23 protein-coding genes and 3 pseudogenes are annotated in these 23,574 nt (G+C 67.3%); 14 read left to right on the top strand and 12 right to left on the bottom strand.

The features are described from left to right. Nucleotides 1–273 precede the first annotated feature (273 nt). The 6 genes from ACFYYN_RS36190 (at nucleotide 274) to ACFYYN_RS36165 (ending at nucleotide 6,272) form a co-directional block, all read left to right on the top strand. On the top strand, nucleotides 274–1,182 hold the full coding sequence (locus ACFYYN_RS36190) for a LysR family transcriptional regulator (protein ID WP_500549104.1): 909 nt from the start codon (nucleotides 274–276) through the stop codon (nucleotides 1,180–1,182). 237 nt (nucleotides 1,183–1,419) lie between these two features. Continuing rightward, the gene (locus ACFYYN_RS36185) at nucleotides 1,420–2,580 is read left to right on the top strand and encodes a CaiB/BaiF CoA transferase family protein (protein WP_500549103.1); all 1,161 of its coding nucleotides are present in this window, start codon (nucleotides 1,420–1,422) and stop codon (nucleotides 2,578–2,580) included. Between the two features lie 25 nt (nucleotides 2,581–2,605). Continuing rightward, on the top strand, nucleotides 2,606–3,373 hold the full coding sequence (locus ACFYYN_RS36180; RefSeq protein ID WP_500549102.1) for a crotonase/enoyl-CoA hydratase family protein: 768 nt from the start codon (nucleotides 2,606–2,608) through the stop codon (nucleotides 3,371–3,373). 1 nt (nucleotide 3,374) lies between these two features. Further along, on the top strand, nucleotides 3,375–4,121 hold the full coding sequence (locus ACFYYN_RS36175) for an acetoacetate decarboxylase (protein WP_500549101.1): 747 nt from the start codon (nucleotides 3,375–3,377) through the stop codon (nucleotides 4,119–4,121). After that, nucleotides 4,118–5,068: a 3-hydroxyacyl-CoA dehydrogenase NAD-binding domain-containing protein gene (locus tag ACFYYN_RS36170; RefSeq protein WP_500549100.1), complete on the top strand. Its 951-nt coding sequence runs from the start codon at nucleotides 4,118–4,120 to the stop codon at nucleotides 5,066–5,068. The genes ACFYYN_RS36175 and ACFYYN_RS36170 overlap by 4 nt, the downstream gene beginning before the upstream one ends. Nucleotide 5,069: 1 nt before the next feature. Then, nucleotides 5,070–6,272 (top strand): acyl-CoA dehydrogenase family protein, encoded by a 1,203-nt coding sequence (locus ACFYYN_RS36165; RefSeq protein WP_500549099.1) that lies wholly within the window; start codon nucleotides 5,070–5,072, stop codon nucleotides 6,270–6,272. Here the strand turns inward: ACFYYN_RS36165 and ACFYYN_RS36160 are convergent. Continuing rightward, nucleotides 6,200–7,132, bottom strand: a complete 933-nt coding sequence (locus ACFYYN_RS36160) for a PP2C family protein-serine/threonine phosphatase (RefSeq protein ID WP_500549098.1) — start codon at nucleotides 7,130–7,132, stop codon at nucleotides 6,200–6,202. The genes ACFYYN_RS36165 and ACFYYN_RS36160 overlap by 73 nt on opposite strands. Before the next feature lie 290 nt (nucleotides 7,133–7,422). Between ACFYYN_RS36160 and ACFYYN_RS36155 the strand changes: the two are divergent. The 4 genes and pseudogenes from ACFYYN_RS36155 to ACFYYN_RS36140 form a co-directional block, all read left to right on the top strand. Continuing rightward, nucleotides 7,423–7,701 (top strand): annotated as a pseudogene (locus ACFYYN_RS36155) (S8 family serine peptidase); the annotation flags it as partial. A gap of 71 nt (nucleotides 7,702–7,772) precedes the next feature. Next, a pseudogene (locus tag ACFYYN_RS36150) lies at nucleotides 7,773–7,928 on the top strand (S8 family serine peptidase); the annotation flags it as partial. After that, the gene (locus ACFYYN_RS36145; protein WP_500549140.1) at nucleotides 7,874–8,197 is read left to right on the top strand and encodes a S8 family serine peptidase; all 324 of its coding nucleotides are present in this window, start codon (nucleotides 7,874–7,876) and stop codon (nucleotides 8,195–8,197) included. The pseudogene ACFYYN_RS36150 and the gene ACFYYN_RS36145, both read left to right, overlap by 55 nt. Continuing rightward, complete coding sequence (locus ACFYYN_RS36140; RefSeq protein WP_500549097.1) at nucleotides 8,194–8,442, top strand: hypothetical protein; 249 nt, start codon at nucleotides 8,194–8,196, stop codon at nucleotides 8,440–8,442. The genes ACFYYN_RS36145 and ACFYYN_RS36140 overlap by 4 nt, the downstream gene beginning before the upstream one ends. Before the next feature lie 276 nt (nucleotides 8,443–8,718). Here the strand turns inward: ACFYYN_RS36140 and ACFYYN_RS36135 are convergent, their stop codons facing one another. From ACFYYN_RS36135 to ACFYYN_RS36125, 3 genes are all read right to left on the bottom strand, one after another. Beyond that, nucleotides 8,719–9,543 carry an SAM-dependent methyltransferase gene (locus tag ACFYYN_RS36135; RefSeq protein WP_500549096.1) on the bottom strand — a complete coding sequence of 275 codons (825 nt, stop codon included), beginning with the start codon at nucleotides 9,541–9,543 and terminating at the stop codon, nucleotides 8,719–8,721. An 85-nt stretch (nucleotides 9,544–9,628) separates the two neighbouring features. Further along, nucleotides 9,629–9,880, bottom strand: a complete 252-nt coding sequence (locus ACFYYN_RS36130; RefSeq protein ID WP_500549095.1) for a DUF397 domain-containing protein — start codon at nucleotides 9,878–9,880, stop codon at nucleotides 9,629–9,631. Next, nucleotides 9,877–10,749: a Sco1979 family transcriptional regulator gene (locus tag ACFYYN_RS36125; protein WP_500549094.1), complete on the bottom strand. Its 873-nt coding sequence runs from the start codon at nucleotides 10,747–10,749 to the stop codon at nucleotides 9,877–9,879. Before ACFYYN_RS36125 ends, ACFYYN_RS36130 begins: the two co-directional genes overlap by 4 nt. Before the next feature lie 271 nt (nucleotides 10,750–11,020). Here ACFYYN_RS36125 and ACFYYN_RS36120 point away from each other — a divergent pair, with 271 nt between their 5' ends. Beyond that, nucleotides 11,021–11,467 carry an ATP-binding protein gene (locus tag ACFYYN_RS36120; protein ID WP_500549093.1) on the top strand — a complete coding sequence of 149 codons (447 nt, stop codon included), beginning with the start codon at nucleotides 11,021–11,023 and terminating at the stop codon, nucleotides 11,465–11,467. 1,273 nt (nucleotides 11,468–12,740) lie between these two features. Here ACFYYN_RS36120 and ACFYYN_RS36115 read toward each other — a convergent pair. The 5 genes and pseudogenes from ACFYYN_RS36115 to ACFYYN_RS36095 form a co-directional block, all read right to left on the bottom strand. Beyond that, on the bottom strand, nucleotides 12,741–13,067 hold the full coding sequence (locus ACFYYN_RS36115) for a DUF6176 family protein (RefSeq protein ID WP_500549092.1): 327 nt from the start codon (nucleotides 13,065–13,067) through the stop codon (nucleotides 12,741–12,743). Nucleotides 13,068–13,378: 311 nt separating this feature from the next. Further along, entirely contained in the window at nucleotides 13,379–13,762 is a 384-nt protein-coding gene (locus ACFYYN_RS36110) for an acyl-CoA dehydrogenase family protein (protein WP_500549091.1), read from the bottom strand. Nucleotides 13,763–13,821: 59 nt separating this feature from the next. Next, nucleotides 13,822–14,280, bottom strand: coding sequence for an acyl-CoA thioesterase (locus ACFYYN_RS36105; protein ID WP_500549090.1), 459 nt, complete (start codon nucleotides 14,278–14,280; stop codon nucleotides 13,822–13,824). Nucleotides 14,281–14,371: 91 nt separating this feature from the next. Beyond that, complete coding sequence (locus ACFYYN_RS36100; RefSeq protein ID WP_500549089.1) at nucleotides 14,372–15,769, bottom strand: carboxylesterase/lipase family protein; 1,398 nt, start codon at nucleotides 15,767–15,769, stop codon at nucleotides 14,372–14,374. A 271-nt stretch (nucleotides 15,770–16,040) separates the two neighbouring features. Then, nucleotides 16,041–16,277, bottom strand: a pseudogene (locus tag ACFYYN_RS36095) (integrase core domain-containing protein); the annotation flags it as partial. Nucleotides 16,278–17,125: 848 nt separating this feature from the next. Here ACFYYN_RS36095 and ACFYYN_RS36090 point away from each other — a divergent pair. Together ACFYYN_RS36090 and ACFYYN_RS36085 are read left to right on the top strand one after the other, a co-directional pair. After that, nucleotides 17,126–18,067: a PP2C family protein-serine/threonine phosphatase gene (locus ACFYYN_RS36090; RefSeq protein ID WP_500549088.1), complete on the top strand. Its 942-nt coding sequence runs from the start codon at nucleotides 17,126–17,128 to the stop codon at nucleotides 18,065–18,067. Between the two features lie 103 nt (nucleotides 18,068–18,170). Continuing rightward, a complete protein-coding gene (locus tag ACFYYN_RS36085; protein WP_500549087.1) occupies nucleotides 18,171–19,673 on the top strand; it encodes a SpoIIE family protein phosphatase in 1,503 nt (500 codons plus the stop codon). A 133-nt stretch (nucleotides 19,674–19,806) separates the two neighbouring features. Here ACFYYN_RS36085 and ACFYYN_RS36080 read toward each other — a convergent pair whose 3' ends face one another. The 3 genes from ACFYYN_RS36080 to ACFYYN_RS36070 all read right to left on the bottom strand — a co-directional run bounded on the left by ACFYYN_RS36080 (nucleotide 19,807) and on the right by ACFYYN_RS36070 (nucleotide 22,756). After that, a complete protein-coding gene (locus ACFYYN_RS36080; RefSeq protein ID WP_500549086.1) occupies nucleotides 19,807–20,499 on the bottom strand; it encodes an alpha/beta hydrolase in 693 nt (230 codons plus the stop codon). Nucleotides 20,500–20,644: 145 nt separating this feature from the next. Continuing rightward, nucleotides 20,645–21,352, bottom strand: a complete 708-nt coding sequence (locus ACFYYN_RS36075; protein ID WP_500549085.1) for an NADPH-dependent F420 reductase — start codon at nucleotides 21,350–21,352, stop codon at nucleotides 20,645–20,647. A 363-nt stretch (nucleotides 21,353–21,715) separates the two neighbouring features. Beyond that, the gene (locus tag ACFYYN_RS36070) at nucleotides 21,716–22,756 is read right to left on the bottom strand and encodes a methyltransferase (protein WP_500549084.1); all 1,041 of its coding nucleotides are present in this window, start codon (nucleotides 22,754–22,756) and stop codon (nucleotides 21,716–21,718) included. A gap of 593 nt (nucleotides 22,757–23,349) precedes the next feature. On the opposite strand from ACFYYN_RS36070, the gene ACFYYN_RS36065 reads away from it, so the two are divergent. Next, nucleotides 23,350–23,538 carry a hypothetical protein gene (locus tag ACFYYN_RS36065; protein ID WP_500549083.1) on the top strand — a complete coding sequence of 63 codons (189 nt, stop codon included), beginning with the start codon at nucleotides 23,350–23,352 and terminating at the stop codon, nucleotides 23,536–23,538. The last annotated feature ends 36 nt before the right edge of the window (nucleotides 23,539–23,574 follow it).

The raw sequence follows: 23,574 nt of genomic DNA, 5'->3' as shown, positions 1-23,574 counted from the left end.
CGCCTCGCCCCCGCAACGCGTCGCGCGGAACGACCCTGGCCGTGCACCACTTGGGGGCCTAGGCGCCCGCGCCGGCGACGACGCCGGCTACGAGCCTGCATCGGTGTCCAACCGCACGAGCGGGCGGTCGGCGATCAGCGTCGCCAGCGCTTCGCACCCCGTGTACCCGGCACCATGATCCGACCGCCCCGGCGGTGGCGGATCTGTCGTGCACGGCCTCGCGGAATCGCCCTCGGAGAAGTCCGGTCGGCACATCGGGGTTAACGTGACGGAGTGGAATTGTTTCATTTGCGGTACTTCGTCGCAGTCGCGGAGGAGCTGAATTTCTCTGCGGCGGCCCGCCGGCTGCACATGGCCACGTCTCCGCTGAGTCAGCGGATCAAGGACCTGGAGCGGGAGCTCGACCACCGGCTGTTCGAGCGCGACACACACCGTGTCGCGCTCACGCCGGCCGGTGAGGCGTTGCTGCCGATCGCCCGAGAGGTACTGGAGCAGGTCACCTCCATACCATGGCGGCTGCACGAGGCGACCTCGCCAGGGCGCAGCACCCTGTTCGTGGGGATTCCTTCGGGAGTGCACCCCCGGCTGAGGCACCTGGTCGACGCGCTCGCCGAGCGCGTGGGCGAGCGGTGCGAACTCCTGCGCTGGCCAGGCTCCTCCAGGGCTCTGGTCGCCGCAGTGAGCGAGGGCAAGCTCGCGCTCACGCTGGCCCGGCTGCCGGTCGACGACCCCGCGCTGGAGCGACTGCCGGTGATGTCGGAACGGTTGGGCGCGGTGGTGCCGGCCGACCAGTTCACCGGGCGGGACTGCGTGACCCTGGCCGAGCTGGCCGACCTCTGCTTCATCGTCGCCCCGAAGGAAGGCAGACCCGCCTATTTCGATCAGCTCGACCGGGAAATGTTCGAGCGGGGGGTCAGGAAACGCATCGAGCTGACCGACACCGACTATTCCGGAATCGCCGAGGTGGTTTCCGGCGGGATGGCTTTCTATTTCTCCCTGATCGACCCGGAGAGCCCCCTGCACGGGTACGCGATGGAGAACACCAAGGTGTTGCCGTTCACGGATTTCGAGCGGTACCTGGAGACCGTCCTGGTCTGGCGCCGAGACCGGGCCTCCGGCGGCGACCTGGACGAACTCATCGACGCGGCCCGCCTGGTCTTCGCCGAGCCGCTTGTCGTCTGAGTCGGCCGGCACCCGCGGACCGGAAGCGGGATGAACACCCCCAGGCGCATCTGCATTTCCTTGATATCAAGCGCAGTCGGCCCTCTTCGCCATCGACGGAAAACAACCCCGGGGGCTTGCCTGCCGGTGTGACCGCTGCGGTCACACCGATGTCAGCAACACGGTGATTCCACTGTCCGCAATGTCCGCTTAGCGTTCATTTCTGTAGCCAGCCAAGGGCACGAAAGGACGCAGACAATGGCGGACACTCACACTCCCGGCCCGCTCGACGGTGTGCGGGTCATCGACCTCTCGACGGTGGTCATGGGCCCGTACTCGGCCCAGATCCTGGGAGATCTGGGCGCCGACGTCATCAAGATCGAGTCCCCCGCGGACCCCCTCCACATAGGCGAGTTCCGCAACACGCCGGGCATGACACCGCTGCACCTCAACGTCAACCGCAACAAGCGCAGCGTGGCCCTCGACCTGAAGGACGAGGCGGAGCACGCCCAGGCCCTAAAGCTCATCCACACCGCCGATGTGCTGATCACCAACATGCGCCCCCGCGCGCTCGCCCGGCTGGGCCTGACCTACGACGACCTCACCGCCGCCAACCCGGGCCTGGTCTACGCGCACGCCGCCGGCTTCCGTGGCAACTCCGACCGGGCGGACGCCGCCGCCTACGACGAGACCGTGCAGGCCGCCTCCGGACTGGTCGACATCGCCAACCGGGCACTGGGCACGCCGCTCTACCTGCCGACCATCCTCGCCGACAAGGTCTCCGGCCTGACCATCGCCTACAGCGTGCTCGCCGCCCTGGTACATCGGAACGAGACCGGACGCGGCCAGCAGATCGAGATCCCGATGGCCGACACGCTGATCACGTTCAACCTGATCGAGCATCTCGCCGGGCACACCTTTGACCCGGCGACGGGTCCCACTGGCTACCCGCGGTCGCTGTCGCAGCACCACAAGGCGCGGCGGACCAAGGACGGCCTGGCCGCCGTGATCCCGTACACGCCGCAGAACTACCGCGACTTCTTCCATGCCGCCGGCCGTCCCGACCTGGCCGCCGACCCCAGGGTCAACGGCCCCGTCCTCAGCGTCGCCGACGCCGACGACCTGTCCGACCTGGTCGACCAGTGCGCGCCCGCGCTGACCACGGCCGAGTGGACCGAGGTGTGCACCAAGCACAGCATCCCGATGGGGCCGGTGCTGGAACTGGACCACTCGCACGACGACCCCTACGTCCGCGAGGGCCACCTCCTCGACACCGTCGTGCACCCCACCGAGGGGCCGGTCCGCACGATCGGGATCCCGGTCAAGTTCTCCGCCACGCCCGGCTCGATCCGCCGCCTGGCCCCCGTACCCGGCCAGGACACCGCCGAGGTCCTCGCCGAACTGGCCGCCATCCGCTGAGCAGCCAACAGCCACAGGAGAAGCCGTGAGCACCAATGACGTACGCGTGCAGCGGGTCTGTTCGACCTTGCTGATCACGATCGACCGGCCCCACGCCCGCAATGCGGTCAACGCCGCTGTCGCCGCCGGGCTGGCCGCAGCGCTGGACGAACTGGAGGCCGACGCCGAGCTCCGCGCCGGTGTCCTGACCGGAGCCGGCGGCACCTTCAGCGCCGGCATGGACCTCAAGGCCGCGCTGCAAGGCGAGACCCCGACGATCCCGGGACGCGGCTTCGGCGGCCTGACCGAAGCCGAACGGACGAAACCGCTCATTGCCGCCGTCGAGGGCTTCGCCCTGGGCGGAGGGTTCGAACTCGCCCTGGGCTGCGACCTCATCGTCGCCGCCGAGGACACCACGTTCGGCCTGCCCGAGGTCAAGCGCGGACTCATCGCCGCCGGAGGTGGCGTGGTCCGCCTGCCCAAGCGCATCCCCTACCACCTGGCGATGGAGCTGCTGCTCAGCGGGAGGCCGGTCAGCGGCCTCCGCGCGGGCGAGCTCGGCCTGGTCAACCAAGTCACCGCGCCCGGCCAGGCGGCCACCGCCGCCCTAGCGCTCGCCGAGCAGCTCGCGAGCAACGCCCCGCTCGCGCTGGCCGCGGTGAAGTACCTCGTGCGGGCCGCCGACGGCATGCCGGAGCCGGAAGCCTTCCGCCTGCAGAGCAAGGCGATGGACACCCTGATGGCCTCGGCCGACGCACACGAGGGCATGACCGCCTTCGCCGAACACCGCGCCCCGCAGTGGACGGGGAAGTGACATGAGGATCGACGACGTACGACGCCATGGCACCACCCCGCTGGGCCGCCCGGCATTCGCGCCCGTAACCGCGCGGTTCACCGACCGCGAGTACCTCAGTGTCGTCTACCGCACCGACCCCGACGTGCTGCGCGCCGTCGTCCCCGAGCCCCTGCGGATCGAGGAGCCGCTGGTCCGGTTCGAGATCATGAAGATGAACGACGTCACCGGGTACGGCCCCTACACCGAGGGCGGCCAGGCGATCCAGGTCGGCTTCGACGGCGAGCACGGCGAGTACCTGCACGCGATGTACCTCGACAGCTTCCCCGCGACAGCGGCCGGACGCGAGGTCAGCGCCTACCCCAAGGTGATCGGGGCGCCGAAGCTGTACGTCGACCACGACGTGCTGGTCGGCACCCTCGACTACGGCACGCTGCGGGTGGCCACCGCGACCATGGGCTACAAGCACCACCGGCTCGACACCCGCGAGGCCCGGGCGCAGATCACGGTGCCGACCTTCATGCTCAAGACCGTCCCGGGATACGACGGCACCCCGCGCATCCAGGAACTGGTTCGCACCCAGATCACCGACGTCGTCGTCAAAGCCGCCTACACCGGCCCGGCGCGGCTGCAGTTGTTCCAGCACGTCCTCGCGCCGCTGGCCGACCTGCCCGTCCTGGAGATCGTCTCGGCGAGCCACGTCCTCACCGACCTGACCCTCGCGCCGGCCGAGCCGGTCTTCGACTACCTCCAGGCAGGCACACCATGACTCACCCCTTCCGCACCGCCGCCGTGATCGGCGCCGGCACCATCGGACTGTCCTGGACGGCGCTGTTCGCCGCCCACGGCCTGACTGTCCGGGTCAGCGACCCGCGCCCCGACCTCGCTGACGCCGTCGACACCGCGCTGGCACAGTTCACCCCGCACCTGGCCGCTCTGGGCCTTGACGTCGGCGCCCTGGCCGACCGGGTACACCTCGCCGGCGACGTCACCGAAGCCGTCCACGACGCCGACGTCGTCCAGGAGAACGGCCCCGAGGACCTCGACTTCAAGAAGCGGCTGTTCGCCCGGCTGGTGGAGGAGGCCCCCTGGCAGGCGCTGCTGCTGAGCTCGTCCTCCGCGATCCCCGCGACGGCCTTCACCGGGCACCTCCAGGACGCGAGCCGGATCCTGATCGGGCACCCGTTCAACCCGCCCCACCTGATCCCGCTCGTCGAGGTCGTGCCGGGCGAGTGCACCAGCGAGGACGCCGTCCAGGACGCCGTCGACTTCTACACCTTCCTCGACCGCACCCCCGTCGTCGAACGCAAGGAGATCCCCGGGTTCGTCGGCAACCGCCTCCAGCGCGCGGTCAGCCGCGAGGCCACCTACCTCGTCCAGCAGGGCGTCATCACCCCGGACGACCTCGACACGGTGCTGACGACCTCGCTCGGCATCCGCTGGGCCACCGTCGGACTCTTCCTCGGCCAGCACCTCGGCGGCGGCCCGGGCGGCTACCGCCACCTGATCGAGCACATCGGCGCATCCATGGGCCACCTGGCCCTCGGACAGCCGTCGAACGACCCCGCGGACCAGGAACGCGTCGTGAAAGCCGTGGAGCAGGCTTACGGCTCCCACACGTACGCCGCTCTCGCCGAGGAACGCGACCGCAGGCAACTCGCCGTCCTGTCCGCGCTGAACGCCACCGCCCAGACCAACCGCACGAAGGAGAACTGACATGGACCACGAGCTCACCGAGCTGGAAGACACTCTGGCCGCCGACTTCTACCGCTACGAGGCGCTGCTCTCGGACGAGGAACGCAAGATCCTCCTCAAGGCCCGCGGCCTCATGCGGGACGAGATCAAGCCCCTGGTGAACGACAACTGGGCCAAGGGCGAGTTCCCCGTCGAACTGATCGACAAGTTCCGCGGCAGCGGCCTGGCCGCACTGTCCTACGAAGGCTACGGCGAGCACCAGCCGGCCGTCAGCCACCTGCTCGGCGGCATGATGGCCATGGAACTCAGCCGTACGGACTCCTCGGTCGCCACCTTCTTCGGCGTCCACAACGGACTCGCCTTCTACTCCATTCACCATGGCGGCAGCCAGGAACAGCGCGACCGGTGGCTGCCGCAGATGGCCACCATGGACAAGATCGGCGCGTTCGCCCTCACCGAGCCGCTGGGCGGCTCCGATGTCGCCGGCGGGATGCGCACCACCGCCCGGCGCGAGGGCGACACCTGGGTCCTGAACGGCGCCAAGAAGTGGATCGGCAACGCCACCTTCGCCGACTACGTCGTGGTGTGGGCACGGGACGTCGACGACGACCACGTCAAGGGCTTCGTCGTCGAGAAGGGCACGCCTGGGTTCGTCCCGGAGAAGATCGAGGGCAAGATCGCGCTGCGGATCGTGCAGAACGCCGAGATCAGCCTCACCGAGGTGCGCGTGCCGGAGGAGAACCGGCTGCAGAACATCGGCTCGTTCCGGGACGTCGCGGAGATCCTGCGCATGACCCGCAGCGGGGTTGCCTGGCAGTCGCTGGGTCTCATGATCGGCGCCTACGAACTGGCCCTGGACTACGCCAAGGAGCGCATCGCGTTCGGCCGCCCGATCGCAAAGTTCCAGATGGTGCAGGACCTGCTCGTCAAGAGCCTGGGCAACATCACCGCCTCCTGGGGCATGCTGGTGCAGCTCGCCCGCCTGCAGGACGCCGGCATCTTCCGCGACGAACAGTCCGCGCTCGCCAAGGGCTTCGTCTCCTCACGGATGCGCGAGGTCGTCGCCTGGAGCCGCGAGATCTTCGGCGGCAACGGCATCCTGCTCGGCTACGACATCGCACGGTTCTTCGCCGACTCCGAAGCCCTCTACTCCTACGAGGGCACCCGCGAGATGCAGACCCTGATCGTCGGCAAGTCCATCACCGGGCAGAGCGCCTTCGTCTGAAGTCCCCGGCGACCTGCGGGCGGACATGCGCCGCCGTGCCCCTCCTCGTCGCCACCGCTCTCGTCGCCGACCACCAGGGCGGTCCGGGCGCCGGGCAGCGGGATCACGTCGAACCAGTCGCCCCCGACACCGTGGTGGCTGTCGGCCGGCAGGTAGCGCCAGGCCACCTCAACCGCGGAACCGCCTGTAACGCGGTGGGGCAGCAGGTGCCGCTGCAGGGTCAGGGCCGCGGCACGCTCGCGGGAGTACTGGCTGGCATTGTCCAGGCACAAGGCGGCCCAGCTGACCAGTTCCTCGGCCAGGAGCAGGTCGTCCTCCTCGAAGGGTGGCGAATCCCCTGCCCTTACGAACATCGCCACCCCCAGCACGGCGCCGCCTGCGTGGACGGGGACGACCGGCAAAGAGTGCATCCGATGCTCGTGGATTTTCCGCTTCCGGGCCGGATGCTGCCGGCTCACCCAGGTACCGGGGGAAGTGTCCAGCACCGCCTCGAAGTGCGACTTTCCCGAACGCAGGACGCTGTTGAAGGGCGAGGTCGGCGAGACGAAGACCGGCTCTCCCCGATCGAACAGGGACTCCGGGACTTCCTGATGGACCGAGGCCAGGCCCGCCCGGCGGAAGGCCGGGATGTCACCATCCTGCGCGCCGAGGCGGGCCAGGGGCTCATCCCCCAGGGGGACCGACTCCGCCAGGTCGACGGTGGCGAAGTCCGCCAGTAGCGGCACGGCCAGGTCCGCCAGTTCCTGCCCGGTCCGCATGACATCCAAGGTGGTGCCGATCCTCGTACTGGCCTCGCCCAGGATCGCCAGCCGCTCCCGCGCGGACCTTCCGGTCACCAGCCACGAGATCGTCCGGCGCATCCGGGCCGAGATCCCCGAATACGCCGCCGTGCCGACGGAGGAACAGCGCCGGTGCGTGCTCCACCAGGGCCGCATGCTGCTGGCGGGCATCGCCGAGCCCCGATCACCGCCCCGCAGCAGGCACCGACCGAATTCTTCCCGGCCTACCGCAGCGACGAGGACGTGGTCGCCCGCCACACCAGGGCCGAAGTCGCCGCTGTCCAGGGTCCGGCCTGGGACGAGCAGCAGTGGACGTGGGGCTTGCAGGCCCCACGTCCAACCTGTCCAGCCTGACCGGACGGGATGTGAAGATGGCTGTCCTGGACACCGGCGTGGACACCGACCACCCGGACCTGGCCGGACGCATCGAGGCGACAGCCTCGTTCGTGCCCGGCGAAATCGTCGAGGACGGCCACGGCCACGGAACACACTGCATCGGCACCGCCGCCGGCCCGGCCAACCCCCAGCAAGGACCCCGCTACGGCGTGGCCTGCGAAGCCCGGATCCTCGCAGCGAAGGTCCTCAGCAACGCAGGCAGCGGCACCGACGGCCAGATCCTTGCCGGCATGGCCTGGGCCGTCGCCCGCGGCGCGCGGGTGACCTCCATGTCGCTCGGCGCACCGGTCCAACCCAGTGAGCTCTTCCCGCAGACATACGAGAAGTGGCCCAGCGCGCACTCGAACGCGGGACGGTCATCGTCGCCGCCGCAGGCAACGACAGCCGGCGGCCCCCGACCATCGAGCCCGTCGGCCGGCCCGCCGACTGCCCCTCCATCCTCGCGGTAGCCGCGACCGACCGGGGCCTCACGCCGGCGTTCTTCTCCAACGGCGCTATCAACGGCCAGGGCGGCGAGATCAACATCGCCGCGCCCGGCTGGCAGGTGCGCTGGGCTGCCCCGGAGGCGAATACCAGACCACGGGCGGCACCAGCATGGCCACCCCGCACGTCGTGGGTGTCCTTGCACTCCTCGCCCAGGCCAACCCCAACGCTTCCGCGACCGACCTCGTGGCCAGCCTGAAGTCCGGTACGTTCCCGCTGACACAACCCATCAGGGACATCGGCGCCGGCCTCCTCCAGGCCCCGTGAGCAAGTCGTCGCAGTCCGCGCCGGTCGGGGTCATCCTCGCGGTCGACCCCGACCGGTTCGCAGACGTGCTCATAGGCTTGAGGCAGGCCGGACTGACGGTCACCAGCGAGCAGCGGATCCTCGGCACGCTCACCGGCACCATCGCAGAGAACCGGATACCGGCCCTGGAAGCAATCGACGGCGTCGAATCCCTCGACCAGGAGCACGCCACCGAACTACCTCCCCCGCAATCCCCTATCCAGTGACCGCGAGAAACACCCCGCCTGAGACCGGGGCCTGTCCACACCGGTCCCTGTTCGCGGTGCTGGAGGCGGAACTGGCCCACCACGACCGATCGCGGACGGTTGGCCGAGCCAGACCTGGATCCTGGCACGGAATCAAGACAGCCATAGACCGCCGGTTCTTGCCGTCGATGTAGCGGCCTATCGGTGACGAATTTGTTCGCGGCGGATGCGTCCGGAGGCGGTGGGCGCGATGGGCCGGCTCGGGGTGGCTTACGCGCCCACCAGGAGGGGTTCGGGCTACGGTTTGATGCCGACTCCCGTCCAGAGGCTGACCTCCGCGTCCGTGATGTCCCTGGCTGCGGTGCCAACGTTGTCAGCTTCGGGTCGCCAGCGGTGGCCGACGGTGATGCCGGGGTCGAGGAGATCGAGTCCGGTGAAGAAGCGGGCGACGTCTTTGCGGGAACGGAACTGCACCGGAGTTCCTGCATTGGTGTAGATGGCGGTGACCTTCTCCCAGGTGGGCGGGTCGAAGTCGGGTGTGCAGTGGCTCAGCGCCAGGGCGCTTCCCGAGGGCAGGGCGTCCAGCAGGCGCGCCACGATTCCGTAGGGATCCTGGGCGTCGGTGACGAAGTGCATGAGCGCGTTCATGGACAGGGCCACGGGCAGGCTCAGGTCCAGGACCGCGGACAGTTCGGGGGCCTCCAGGAGCGCCGCGGGCTCGTTGATGTCCGCCTCTATGTACGTGGTGCGGCCTTGCGGCATGCTGCGCATCAGGCGTTCGGCGTACTTCAGGACGAGGGGGTCGTTGTCGGCGTAGACCACCCTGGCCTCGGGAACGACGGCTTGGGCCACCTGGTGCAGGTTCGGTTCGGTGGGGATGCCGGTGCCGATGTCGAGCCACTGGCGGATGCCGTACTCCTGCGCGAGGACCCGGGTCGCCCGGTGCATGAACGCCCGGTTCTCCCGTGCACAGGTGAAGATGCCTGGGTAGACGGACGCCACCGTCTCGGCCGCCTGCTTGTCGACGTCGAAATGGTCCTTGCCGCCCAGGTAGTAGTCGTACATGCGGGCGGAATGCGGCCTGCTGGTGTCGATGTCCCGCGCGGCGTGGGAGTTGCTCATCCTGTCCCCTTGTCGTGGTGTGCGTTGTGGTGCCGGGCAGGTCGCAGCCGGGTCCGCCCCGGGCCCTTCCCGCTCGTGACGTGGTTCAGCCGGCCGTCAGGTGATCGGCGAGGCCCTTCTTGACACCCGCGATGAACGCGGTGATCTCTTCCGGCGTGTAGATCAGCGCGGGACCGGCCGGATCCGTCGACTGCCGTACTGCCACGCGGCCGTCGGGGAGTTGCTTGGTCTCCACGCACTGGCCGCCGTTGGGGCCACTCCAGGGGCATTCCCAGCCCTGGTCGCCGAGGTCTGTCGCGGGCATCCCGTTGTAGACGCGGTCGTCGATGGTGGTCATCCGTACTCCTTGCGCATGCGGTTCAGGAGGGCCTTGCTGTCCGCGGAGGAGGTCAGCAGGGACATCCGGTTGTGCGCCTCGAGATGAGCTGCGACATCGGAGCGTTGATCGAGGTACATGGAGGCGGAGAGGATCTCGCTGTAGACGATGTCGGGAAGCTCCGGCTCCTCGAAGCGGAAATAGGTGAACGGCGCACACGCCCCGACATGGGCGCCGGTGGCGAACGGCACGATGTCGAGGCTGACGTGGGGCAGGTCGGACGCCTCGAGGAGCCGGTCGATCTGCTCGCGCATCACTTCCGGTCCACCGACGGCGCGGTGCAGGACGGCCTCCTCCATCACCACCCACAGCGTGGGTGCGTCAGGTCGTTCCAGCAGGCTCTGCCGTCGCAGTCGCAAATGGACACGCCGTTCCAGGTCTTCCTCACTGTCGTGAGGGAAGCCGGCACGCAGGAGCGCACGCGCGTATTCGTGCGTCTGCAGCAGCCCGGTGACGTAGTGGGGCTCGTAGGTGCGCAGGGTCTTGGCGCCGGTCTCCAGGCTCACATAGGCGGTGAACCAGGACGGCAGCACGTCGCGGTACGCGTGCCACCAGCCGGGTTCGTTGGCCCGCTCGGCCATGGCAATGAACTCGTCGATCTCGCCCTGTTGGGCCCCGTAGGTCTCCAGCAGCTTCTCAACGTAGAGGATCTTCAGGCCGACCTCTGCCTTTTCCAGCCGGCGGATGGTCAAGGGCTTCACACGCAGGGCCTTGGCGGCATCCTCCAACGACACCCCCGCGCCGCGCCGCAGTTCCTGGAGCCGCTTGCCCAAGATCATGCGGAGAACGGTGGGTGCGCTCGTACCGGCGCCCGGGCGTGCCTCGCTCACGGCCTACCTCCTGATGAGCAATCAACAGCATGATGATGACAGCGACTTGCTGCATACGCCAGACGGATGGAGGCATCCTGAAATTATCAGGAAGCCGGTTGCGGCATGAACACGCCTACGAGCATAGTTACTTCTCGAGCGTTCCAGGCCGAGCAGCGGGCGTCGCCCAACGGGAGCCATGATTCGCCGAGTTGGCGTGCCCTGGCGATCGGGGGTCGCGAGTCCGCCACATCACCTTCACCGTGCACGTCTCCCATGGAAGGCGACCATCGTGGCCCCCCACACGACCCCCTCCCCCTGGTCCCTGGACACCTCACCCCCACACAGGGGCCACTGGCTGGATCTCCCGGCGGAGCGCACCAGCGTCAAGACCGCCCGTCACACGATGTCCGAAATCCTCACCCTGTGGGGGGTGCCTGGCGAGCCGCGCGCCGACGCCGTACTGATCCTCTCCGAGCTGGCCACCAACGCCGTCGTTCACGCACTCAGCACGCGGATCCTGTGCGGCGTCGTGCTCGACATGGACCAGCGCCTGCGTATCGAGGTACACGACCACGACCGCAGGCAGATCAACCTGCCCCCGCGCCCCCCTGGCCTCGAGGACGAGAACGGCCGCGGCCTGCTGCTCGTACGGCAGATCGCAGACAAATGGGGAGTAGCCCGCTCCACACGCACCGGGGGCAACGCAGTATGGGCCACCCTTCTTGCTTTTCGCTGAACTTGTGGACGCATTTTGCCGCTGACCATTGACCGACGTCAGACCCCGGAGCAGAGCACCGGCAGGCGGGGGGCCGGGGACCCTGCGTTGCGCAGCACCGATCGCCGCCACGTTGCACGACCGCTCAGGGGCCCGGCTGCTCGACGAACGACTCCCATAGGGCCGAGGGGCCCCCAACAGACCCCTTCACCTCGGGGGAGGGGAAGCCGGGCAGGTCGGCGCGGTGAACGCCAAAGCCGTTCCCGGCCTCTGCGCACGCCGGTCCGGACAGGCTGCCGACTGCGGCAGCCTCGGGCATGCCACCTGGCACCCTCACCCCAGGAGAGGGCCGCCCCAACCGCCTCGTCCCTGTCATCGGCCTGGCCGACTGCGCGACCCTCGCCTTCGCCCTGCCCCTGAGCACGGTCATCCCTGGCGCCGCAGTCCTCGCCCTCGGGGCTGCTGTCTACGGCCTGCGGAAGGCCAGGACTAGCACGCTCGCGAGAAGCGGAAGCAAGTAGATCGGGGCGGTATCCAACTTCACTGGCAATCGGTCCAGGTTCCGTGTCACCAGACACCAGCCGCCGGGATAGTCCCACCGGCGCGTTCCAGACGGGTGCGGCAGGTGACGGCGAAGACTTCGGCGCGAGACAACTGGACGCGCAAGTCCTCGACCTTGCGGGCGGCAGCCTGTTCGTACGCGCGCACGCCCTCCAGAAGTCCGTCGCGCAGGCAGCTGGCGGTACCGCCACACCCAAAGCACCGAACTGTCCAAGAAGGCTCTGCGGGGCCCGGCCCGATCGAGCTGACCGTCGACGTGATTGCGATCGATGAGCAACACCATCCAATCGGCCCCTTGCCCCTTCAGTGAGCCGAGAGACACGCAGGCGCCGTTGGCCAGGACGATGGTCGGCTTGGGGCCGGCCGGGGTGTTGTGGGCGGGCCCGGCCGACGCGAACGCGGTCACGCCGCCGGCGAGGGCGACACCGGCCGCGCCGAGACCGGCTATACGGAACGTACGACGGCGAAGCATGGACTTTCTCCTGATGTGATGGTGTTGTTGCGGCGGGCGCCCAGGCCCGCGCGGGTGGGGCACGCGACGGTCGCGTCCCCGGGAGAGCCCCCGCGAGCGGCGGGGGTGTCGCGCCGGACCGTCCGTGACGGACGGCGCATTCATGAGGTCAAAGGTCGGAAAATTTCATGAATGGCACTGGAGGGTGTGTCAGCGCTGATGACAGGCCTTTGAGGCTTGACTGCGACGGCGCCAGAACGACACCCTCAAGATCAAGGGGAACTACGCCGGGGGTTTTACGTCCAGCAGCTCCTCGAATGGCACAGGAGTGCCCCCTACCTCGGCCATCACCTGTTTGTGTTCCGCATCTATCGGGTGCTCGGACTTCGCGAAAACGGCCCGCGCGGCTTCATAGTCGTCACACTCGACAACATAGATCAGCAGCGGTGCGTCCGAGGACTCAACGAGCACCGCGCGTTCGTGCCGCACACCTTCATCAACCAAGGTCGCGGTGACCTCATCCCGTCGCGGGCCCTGCACCACCTGCAACCAATCGCGAAGCCCTTCCACTTTGCCTGGATCTACCCGAGTCACGGTTATATGTAGCATGACTGAAAGCCTTCCTTCATGGGGCGCGAACTGTTGCCCACGAGGGCAAAGGCGCCCCTGGTTTCTGCTGTAATGCGAACTCGTCACTCATATCGTCGCAGGCCAAGCGGCACCTTTGCCCGTCGAGGGTCGTTCTGTGCCGCTGAATTTTCTTTATGCGACAGATCGTCCGAGACCTGTCGGAACTGGGTCGTCGGCATGCCATCGACCAGTTTCGTCATTAGTGTCGGCCGTCCGCACGATACCTCCGACCCACTTCCACTTGCCAGTGATGAGATACCGTCATCGACTGGCTCAGCGGTTACGGGTATTCATGAGTTCGCGAAGCTCGGTGTTCTTCCGCTTCCCCAGCTCTGGGTGACGCCCGATTCGTTCAATAGAGCCCCCAAGAAACCGAAGTTGGCGTTCCAGACCACCCATGCCACCGAGGCATCGATACGGCCGAGCTCTTCGTATATTTTCATGGATTCTGGAAGTGTGACCTCAAGGCCACCAAGCTCGCGTGGTGTGAGAAAGCTGAAGGCGCCGGCCGCCCGCAGCGTTTCGTACAGTCTCTCCGGGATCTCGCCGGAGAGGTCGATCTCCTCAACATCGGCCTCGATAGCCGGCCGCACTGAGGTGACCAACTTGGTTTCGATGCCCGCACTGGCGGATGGCGCCGAATCGTGCGGGGATTGTTTCTCAATCGACATCATGCTCCTCTCAGGGGCGAGTGCTCGACTCCTGCGGATACGAGAACTGGCTTGAGGCTCCGTCAGGCTTCAGGGCCCTGGATTCGCTCGAGCCCCGCTCGATGGCCCTCGGACCACTCGGTGGGCCGCATCGTCTCCCCGCTGACATGCACGATGGTCCGCGCCCCGTGTGCATACGTACTGCTGCCATCGCGGCTGCACACACGGAAGCCGGTCGTGGCCGAAGTGCTTCCCACCCGCACCGTCCAGAGGCGGACGGCGATTGCCCCGCCGCCGGTCAAAGGACGGTCGAACACGATGGAAACCGCCTTCACGACGTAGAGGGTCGGCACGGCCTCGTCGGCTGCCCCGAAGCCCAGGCTCAACGCGTACGTGTTCCACGCACGTTCGACCATCACGGTGTAGCGGGAATTGTGCAGCATCCCATAGGGGTCAAGGTCGTCGAAGTAGACATCCAGGGGCACCAAGACGCCGTAGTCGAAGGAATCGGATATGCGAGATGATGTACTGGCGTCAACCATGACGAAGTCCTTCGTGTGTCGGTTTCTGCTGTGGGCAAGCGCCGCGCGAGTGAACCCTCACCTCGCCGAAGCAGGCAGGCTCCCGGGGGCTCTACAGCTTGTCCGCCCAGATCTGTCGGGACGCCGACACGGGGTCGCCCACCACCGAGACGGGCACGTCCCAGATCTGCGTGAGCGCCTCACCCTTCCGGTACTGCGGCCAGCCGGGGTCGCCGGTGGCGGCAAAGGCCGTCAACGACCTGCGGAACTCCTCTGCCAGGCTCACAGCCTCCGGCGGCAGTGAGTCGCCGAAGAGCATGGCCGCCATCGGGCCGTGGAAGTTGCCGAATGTCAGCGGTACGTCGAGCAGGTGGCAGGCGCCGAGCGCCCCGCCGAACACCGGGGTCGGCCAGGCCACCTCATAGGACCAGCTACGGCCGGAGTGCTCCTGGGCGCACCACGTCGACGGCATGCGGAAGAACGCGTCGGACTGGATGAGGATGTACAGATCGGCATCGGAGGCGCCAGGGTACGCGGCTCGGTAGGCATCGAGAGGAACGCCGTGCGCCGCCGCGACACCGGCGACGTCAACGGCGGACAGGTTCTCGTTCATGGCCATGGCGAAGAATCGGTACTCGTCGCGGGCGAACCCGGTCATGAGGTCGACCTCCGCACGCAGGCCGCGCCAGGGCTGGTCACGTACGACATCCCCGTCCACCACCAGTCCGTAGGGAGTCACCTCGCCCTCCCTGGACTGCACGGCGTGGATCGCCTCGGACGCCACGCCCGCGAAGGCCTCGGAAGTGAGCGGCACACCGAGCGCCGCCGCGATCCGCTCTGCCGTGCCGCGCGCCTGTTCATCAGGCAGAAAGGCCGCTGTGACGCTCTGTCCAATGGCCCGGCCGAACAGCCCGCGGCCGGCCTCGGCGGCCGTCAGCGCCGCCACCGCGCTGCCTCCCGCTGACTGTCCGAAGATCGTGACGTTGTCCGGGTCCCCGCCGAAACGCGCGATGTTCTCCTGCACCCAGCGCAGGGCCGCGAGCTGGTCGAGCAGCGCCCGGTTCCCCGGCGCGTCCGGCAGCCAGCCCAAACCCTCGAAGCCGGTGCGATAGTTCAAGGTCGCCAGCACGACGCCCGAAGCGGCCAGGTTCGCGCCGTCGAACTCGGGCTGGCTCGCGGAACCGAAAATGAACGCTCCCCCGTAAAGCCAGACCATGACCGGGAGACCGGCTGCCCCGGGATCGGGCGTCCAGACATTCACGGTGAGGCAGTCGGCATCGTCACCCGGGTGCCACAGCGCCGGCAAAGGGGGCATCTGTGCCTGCGGGGGCGAGGCACTGAAGCCAGTGGCGTCGCGGACGCCGTCCCATGGCTGGGGCTGCTGCGGCGCCTTGAAACGCCGGGGGCCCTCGAGAGGCGCGGCGTACGGAATGCCCCTGAACACGCTGACACCCTTGTCCGTTACGCCTCGCACGGCGCCCTGGATCGTTTGCACGACGATGTTTTCCATACTGAAGCCCGGCTCCGCTCTCCATTGGAATACGAACGTCCGGATGCTACCTCCGGAAGAGCGGGCAGCAAAAAACTTTCATTGAATGAAAGTCTGGCTCGGCATTCCGAGTCGCGGAGACCACGCGGGCGCGGATCTCAGTGGGGCGAGATGGCAACGGCCTGCGCTCGTGGGACGCCCGACCGTCACACACATGGGGTCGCAGTATGAATCCGGCCAGACCGGCAGTAAGGTCGCAAGGGTCTGCTGCAGGTTTGGGTGACAGGTTGGGTCACGCGGCCTGGAGGGCCGGTGGGGTCATGACGGTCTCGAATTCGACGGGGGTCAGGCGGCCGAGTGCGGCTTGTCTGCGGCGGCGGTGGTAGGTCCGCTCGATCCAGGTCACGATCGCGATGCGCAGTTCTTCGCGGGTGGCCCAGCTCCGGCGGTCGAGGACGTTCTTCTGCAGCAGGCTGAAGAAGGACTCCATGGCCGCGTTGTCGCCGGCTGCCCCGACTCTCCCTGCCGATTTGGTTGACGGGTTGTCCGGTCACGAAAATTCGTCCGAGCTCTCGACCACAACCGGATGGCCGAATCAATAGCCATCGACATGCGGTTGCCCTTCAAGCTCCGTGCGAGGAAGGATGGTTGTATATCCTGCGTCGCGCCTGCCGTGCCGGTCCGGATGCAGGGGACAACGGCTCGCTTGACGTGCCGAACGGCACGTCGCACAGTGGAATCGCATAGCGATGACACACTTTCACTAGACGGAAAAATTAAGGATGGCGGACCTGTGATCCGAACAGAGCCGCGCATGCACCGAAGACGTCGCAGTACTGAGGTGGACTCCCGAGCGGGCTCCTGCCTCTCTGGGACGCACACCAATTGACCCCCTTGCGGCACTGCGAGGCGTAGTGGGCGGCGATGCACTGGGACGCAGATCCCCCACGTCATTCCCACTGACCGGACAATCACCGGTTTGACCGCTGACGGGCTCTTGGGGCCTCAACTCACCCTTCCCTGCCGCGATGGCACGAAAGCCGCGCCATGTTGATACGACACCTTCCTTCCAGGAAAGTCCGGCCATTCCTCGGACTTGTGATGCCGCCCTTCCCGCGCACTTCCGTATCCGCGCCTGCGGCCGATGCCGGAGCTTGCTTGCTTCGAGCGTCCGGCCCCGGAGTCCCCAAGCGGCCGAAAATTCATGGCCGCAGCACCGGGCCCTTGGGCATGCGCGGCCAGGTTGTGCCTCCACTCCTGCTGATCGTGGCCATCACCATGGGTGCGTCTTTCGCTCCCCTTGCGGTTCACCTGTCCCCGCTGCTCGTGGCGGCTCCCACGTGCACGGGAACGTTCGCACGGACACACTTCACGGCCGTGGTCGCGGTCATGGCGGCCGGGGCAGTGCTTCTCGTGGACCGCCACGACGGCCTGTTGCACTCACCGCTGCTGCCCATTCACATCGGGGCGGTGCTCATAGTCTCCGCGTTCGTCATCGCCTCCCGGGCGCTGCATGACCGCGACTTGCGAGAGCTGGCCCAGGTACGGGCTGTCTCCGAAGCAGCCCAACGAGTGCTGCTGCGGCCAGTTCCCCCGGAGCTGGGCCCTTTCCGTATCGCCTCGATGTACCGCGCCGCGGCGGCGCACGCACTGGTGGGCGGTGACTTGTACGCAGCCGCCCGCACCGGCCGGGCCACACGCCTCCTCATCGGAGACGTCCGCGGAAAGGGTCTTCCGGCCATCGACGATGCCTCCGCTGTCCTGGGCGCTTTCCGTGAGGCAGCCCAGCAGTACCGCACACTCCCGGAACTTGCGGCCTCCCTGGAACGCAGCGTCCGCAGGCACCTGAGCGAGCTGACCCCCATCGCCCCCGACAGCAGCGAGCGGTTCATCACCACCCTGTTCATCGAACTCCCCGACGACGAAGAGATCATCAGGGTGGTCAGCTGCGGGCACCCGCCGCCTCTGCTGCGCCGGGGCAGTCAGGTCACCCTGCTGCCTGTCGCCCGGCCCGCCCCGCCGCTGGGTCTTGCAGCGGATACTCCCAACGCCTTTCGCCTCGACACTGCTGCCTTCGGCCCCGGAGACACGCTGCTCCTCTACACCGACGGCCTGGCCGAGGCCCGCGACTCCGCCGGCGACTTCTTCCCGCTCCTCGACCGTGCCGATACGTGGACCTGGGACTGCCCCAGCCGTCTGGTCCAGCACGTCAGCCTCGATGTGGACCGGCATGTGGGCAAGAACCTTCAGGACGACCTGGCACTTGTCGCGGTCCATCACCCCCCGTACCGCGTCCACGCCGGACAACCGCCACCGTGAACATCCTCAGCCCGAAGACCCGCACGCCCGCGCATCGCCCATCCCCCCTGCGCCACCAACCACACGCGCATGAAGCACCACACCAGAAAGGACGGTGACGAGAATGGCCACGTCCAGACTCCTCCTGCTCCGGCATCCGAGTGCACTGCTCGCCGTCTATCTCGCTGCGGCCTGCGCGCTGCAGCTGAAGGCCTCTGCCGGGGGTTTGGTCCGCTGGTCGGACTACTCGGTGCTGGCACCCGTGATGGCGGCAGCCCTACTGCCCCTCAGGCACACCCTGATCGTCGGAGCTTCCACTCTGGCGACCAGCGTGGGCATCTACGGTTTCGCGATTCCGGGCGTGTCGGAGGGCGGCCGGGCGGTTGTCATCAGCGCAGCCTTCCTGTCTCTGGGTATGAGCCTGGTCATCTGCCAAGTCCAGGGCCGCCAGAAAGCGAGGTGCGCCTTCGCCGTACCTGCCTCGAGCGGTGAGCGGACGGGCCGGATCGCCTCTGCACCACGTCAGGCCACCGGAGATCTGTGTGCCTCTCTGCTGACCAGGGGGCCACGGCCCGCGCGCCTGCCGCAACCGGCGGCCGTGGATCTCGCATACGGCCGGGCCGATAGCGGAAGGCCACAGGCCCATTGGCTGGATGTCATCCCGCTGCCTGGAGCCCGGGTGGCGCTGGTCGCCGGCAGCGTGACGGAGGACGGAGAACCGGCCCCTACTCTGATGCCCGAACTGCGCGCCGCGGTGCGCACGCTGGCGGACATCGACATGCAACCGGACGAGACGCTCACCCATCTGCAGGACGTCCTCCACCGGCTGCAACCGGACGACTCCGCCCACGACGTCGCGGCAAGCTGCCTGTACGCCGTCTACGACCCCGTCACAGCAGACTGCACTCTCGCCTGCGCCGGGCACCCCGCCCCCATCGTCTTCAGCCCCGAAGGTGTGACCATCGCCGTCGACCTTCCCTCCGGAAAACCGCTCGGACGCGCACGAGCACATGTCGCGACCGCGGAGATCCGGCTCAGCAAAGGCAGCGTGCTCCTGCTGCACACGCACTCCGCGAAGCCAATCGGTTCCGGGACCAGGACCGATGGATCCACCGTGCCCGAACGACGCATCGAGCCGCAGTCCTCGCTCGCAGCCACCTGCCATACCGCCCTGCAGGCCCTTGCGACAGAGGGTAGCCCCCGTCAACTGCGTGTGCTCGCCGCACGAACCCGCACACTCGACACCACCACCGTGGCCACGTGGGACCTCACCGCCGATCCGGCGGCCGTCTCCGCCGCGCGCAAACATGTCACCGCCCAGCTGACGGCATGGAACCTGGACGAGGCCACCCCCACCACCGTCCTGATCGTCAGCGAACTGGTCACCAACGCCATCCGCCACGCCCAGCCACCGCTATATCTCCGCCTGATCCGCTGCGACACCAGCCTCACCTGCGAAGTCACCGACGGCAGCACCACCACCCCTCACCTACGCCGCGCCCGCACCCTCGACGAAAGCGGCCGGGGACTGTTCATCGTCGCCCAACTCACCTGCCGCTGGGGCACCCGCCACCATCCACAGGGCAAAACCATCTGGGCCGAACAGATCCCGCAACACGAAACATAGAGAGACACACCGTGCTTCGCGTTCGAGGTGGGTGCCGGACGGCGCGGATCCGGAGTGCCGGCAGGCAGCGGCGCAGAGCGGAGGGGGCTGCCGGGGTGGCACCGGTCTGTCCAGCGCCCATCTGACCGCTTTTTCAGATGGCCATCTCCTCGCGGATCAGTCGGGCCAATTCCGCCGGGTGCGAGAGGAACGGCGAGTGCCCGCTGTCCATCAGACGCACGCGGTCGGCTTGCCGGGCCATGGAGTACTGGAACGCGGCAGGGATCGCGCGGTCCTGCTCGCAGACGATGTAGGAGCTCGGTACGTCGTGCCAGACGGCCCGGGTGAGAGGCTGGGTGACCGAAGCGAGGGACTGCTTGCGCAGAGTTGCCGCGACGGACTCCGCCAGTGGTGGGTCGACGCCGTTGTACAGCACTTCCACCGGATCGGACACGCCGAAGTAGCCCGGACGGTCGCCTTCCTCCTCATGGACGTCCCAGTACGGGGGATGGACGCCTCCGGTCGGTGTCAGCACGGTGTCACCGACGTCCTGCATCATCGCTGCCAGGTAGATCACCCGCAGGATGCCGGGCCCCGCCGGCGTCTGCGACACGGGCGCTCCCCCGTAGGAATGGCCGAGGACCACCGCCGGTCCTCCGATTTCCCCCAGGACGGCTTCGATGCGAGCCGAATCCGCATACAGGTCCCCGAGGAGTTCGGGGTCCTCACCGGTACTGGGCAGGCGAACGGTCCTCACGTCCACATCGGGGAGACACGAGGCAAGGAGCTGCCAAGCGTGGGAGTCGTGCCAGGCGCCATGGACGAGGATCAGAGCCGGAAGTGACATGAGAGAGCTTTCGGGTAGGCAGAGGGATCAGGCGGGCCGAGCCGATCACAGGGCGGCCGATGCCCATATCAGCGGGTAATCGGTGAGTGCACTTCGAATCGCCGACCAAGTGGCACCGTGACGAGGACGCACTGGCCGGGCGTTGTCAGGGGGCGCAGGAGGTGGAGGCCCACAGGATCTGCCTCAGCACCGCCGCGGACACCGGAGCGGCCGGCTGTTGGCGGACATCCTCCGCACCACCCGCGCCGTAGGGGATGTGGCAGGCCGACATTCCTGGCTGGAAGCGCCATCCTTCGCGGAGCGGACCCACGTCGACTACGTCGAAGCCCAGACGCCCGAGCAGCCACGTGACGTCCGCCTTGGCCGACTCGTCATCCCCGGCGATGGGGAGGGCAGTTCTGTTGTCCGCTGCCTGCGGCCGGGCAAGGGCCCTGAAGTGCTTGTAGTCGATGTTGTTGATCGCCTTGACGACCTTCGCCTCTTTGAAATACCGCTGAATCATTTCACTGCTCGTCGTGGAGGCGCCGGCGATCTCCGTGACGGCTCTCAGTTGCCCCGTATAGCGGTTCGTCATGTCGATGATGGGCTTTCCGGATCCCAGGTCCCCCGGAAGCGACCGGTGTTCCTCGAAAGGCATCAGCAGGGTCAGCCACTCCCCCTCCTCCGCGGCCTCCTCGGGAGTGACTATCCGGACGCGACCCGGAAAAATCTGCTCCAGATCTGTGAACGGTTCATGATCGCCCACCACGCTGTAGGCCACATCGATTCCGGCAGTTATCACCATTTCCAGCAGAGTGCGCTCACCGACGTGGCCGCACCCGACATACCCGAATATCCGCTTGTTTTCTTTCATCAGGGATGATTCTTTCGTCTGTCGCGGACCTGCCGCTCTCCACGTATCACTCGCACAAGTCGGCAAGTGCATCACGGAGCGCTGCTCGCGAAGAAATACCGAGCTTCGGAAGAATTTGGTAAAGGTGCGCACCGAAGGTTCGGTCGTATCGCGTCCTCGTCGCTCTCGGCACACAGTGCGGCCGGGCTGCCCGCGAGAAAGGCGAACCGGGGTTGTCGGTACGGACCGCCGCCTCGACGAGGTTCCATCGCCATCCACAGAGCGTGCGGTATGCGGCGCTCAGCGGACCAGGTCATCCGTTGGCCGTGCCGTGGGCCAGAGCGGCTGGATCTCCGCCCTGGCCGCCCACCCATGCCTGACCGGCTAAACCGCTTCCAGTTCCAGAATCTTGAACTGGAAGCCGGTCTGGGTGACCGATGTCCGGCGCCAGCCGGCTGCGGCGAAGAGCGCGTCGAACTCGGGGAGATCGCGTTCCTGCCCGGGCAGCATCGCGAGCATGTGCATGTCGGCGAGCGGTTCGAAGCCCGGTGTCCCGATCTCCCCGATCACGTTCTCCACCACCACAGCACGCGCGCCGGGCAGAGCGGCGGTGCGGCAATTGCGCAGAATCTTTACACAGTCGGTGTCGTTCCAGTCGTGCAGGACCATTTTGAGCAGGTACAGGTCAGCCGGCGGAACGGAGGTGAAGAAGTTTCCGGGAACCGCGGTGAAGCGGTCGGTGAGCCCCTGCCTTTCGGCTTCCGTCTGCGCTCCCGGCGTGGCGTGCGGCAGATCCAGGCTCTGGCCTCGCAGGCCCGGATTGGCCAGGAGGAGACCCAGTACCAATGCTCCGGTGCCGCCGCCGACGTCGACGGCGACCGTGCTGTCCGAGGCGTCGACCGCGTTGACCAGGTCGTGGTTCAGCTGGGCCGACATGCCGGACATGGCGACCGAGAAGAGTTCCGCCTCCGCGGGATTCCTGCCCAGATAGGTGAAGAAGTCCGTGCCCAGGGCGCTCTCGATCTGCGTACCACCCTTGCGGACTGCCTCTGGCATCCGTTCCCAGGCCCGCCAGTGGGAGGGCCCTGCCCAGGTGAGGGTCAGCTCCCGCAGGGTGTTCGGCACCCCGGAACGGAGCAGCTCGCTCATCGGCGTACCGGAAAATCGCCGCTCCCCCTCGTAGGCCACCAGGCCGAGCGAGGCACAGGCCCGCAGGAGCCGGTAGGTGGTCGCGGGGTCGCTGGACTCGCGTGCGGCGACTTCCTCCGCACTCAGGGCACCATCAGCCAGGTGGTCCGGGATGGAAAGATCAACAGCAGTCCGGACGATCTGGGTGACCCAGTAACCGCTGAGCATCTGCAGCAGCGCCCCGGCCGCGGCACCGTTCGCGGACTCGGGAGATGAGTTCTCTGAACTGTCAGTCATTGACGAGCACACACCAATCGGTCGGGTGAGAGAGGGGAACCCAGCCCGAATTTCCCATGAGCTGGTTTATGGGTCCCCGCCGGCAAACCGACGGGATCCATGAAAAACGAGGCCAGAGATCACCGCTGCACTACATCATTTCGGGTGGTGCACGAGCTTCAACGAGACCATGGGACCCCACTCCCCTGACGTTGACAACCAAAATGCGCACCGGGGCACAGGCGCGGAAGCCTTCTGCTCGCAAATGGAATGCCGGCGCCCCTATGCTACCTCCGGACCAGGCGGCAGCAAAAAACTTTCACTGAATGAAAGCTTTGACTCCCGCTGCGACTCTGTGATCGACGACACACCTGCGGCTCTCATGTGCGTGAGTAGAATCCCGATTGCTCCGCACTAACTTCGCATGTCTCAGGCCGCCGCCATTGATAGGTGGGGGCCGCACCTTATGGCAGGTCAGACCCATCAGGGCCGCTGTCCTACTCGGCGTGCTCCGAATTCATCGGAGCCATCATTAGGGATGTAATTTGCGACATGAAATTCTGTGAAGATGCTGGCACCTAGCAGGTGCCGCGCTCGTCGCCGGCATAGCGGGGTTGGTCTCGGCGCTGCTCCAACTGCCCGACTCGACCGGCGCGCACCATGTCTGGGACGACCAGTCGATCCACGGCGTGCCGGTGTACAACGCCCGACTGGGCGTGCACTTGGACAGCCGCGACACCACAGTGACCGCCGTCACCAACGGGCTGCGCCCATGGCACGCGGTACAGGTGCCCAGGACCTGACCACACAGGTCAACAACACGAGCGTCACCCCGGACA

This window comes from Streptomyces sp. NPDC001902 (assembly GCF_042891295.1).
Lineage (GTDB): Bacteria > Actinomycetota > Actinomycetes > Streptomycetales > Streptomycetaceae > Actinacidiphila.
This window is presented reverse-complemented; position numbering and strand designations above follow the sequence as displayed.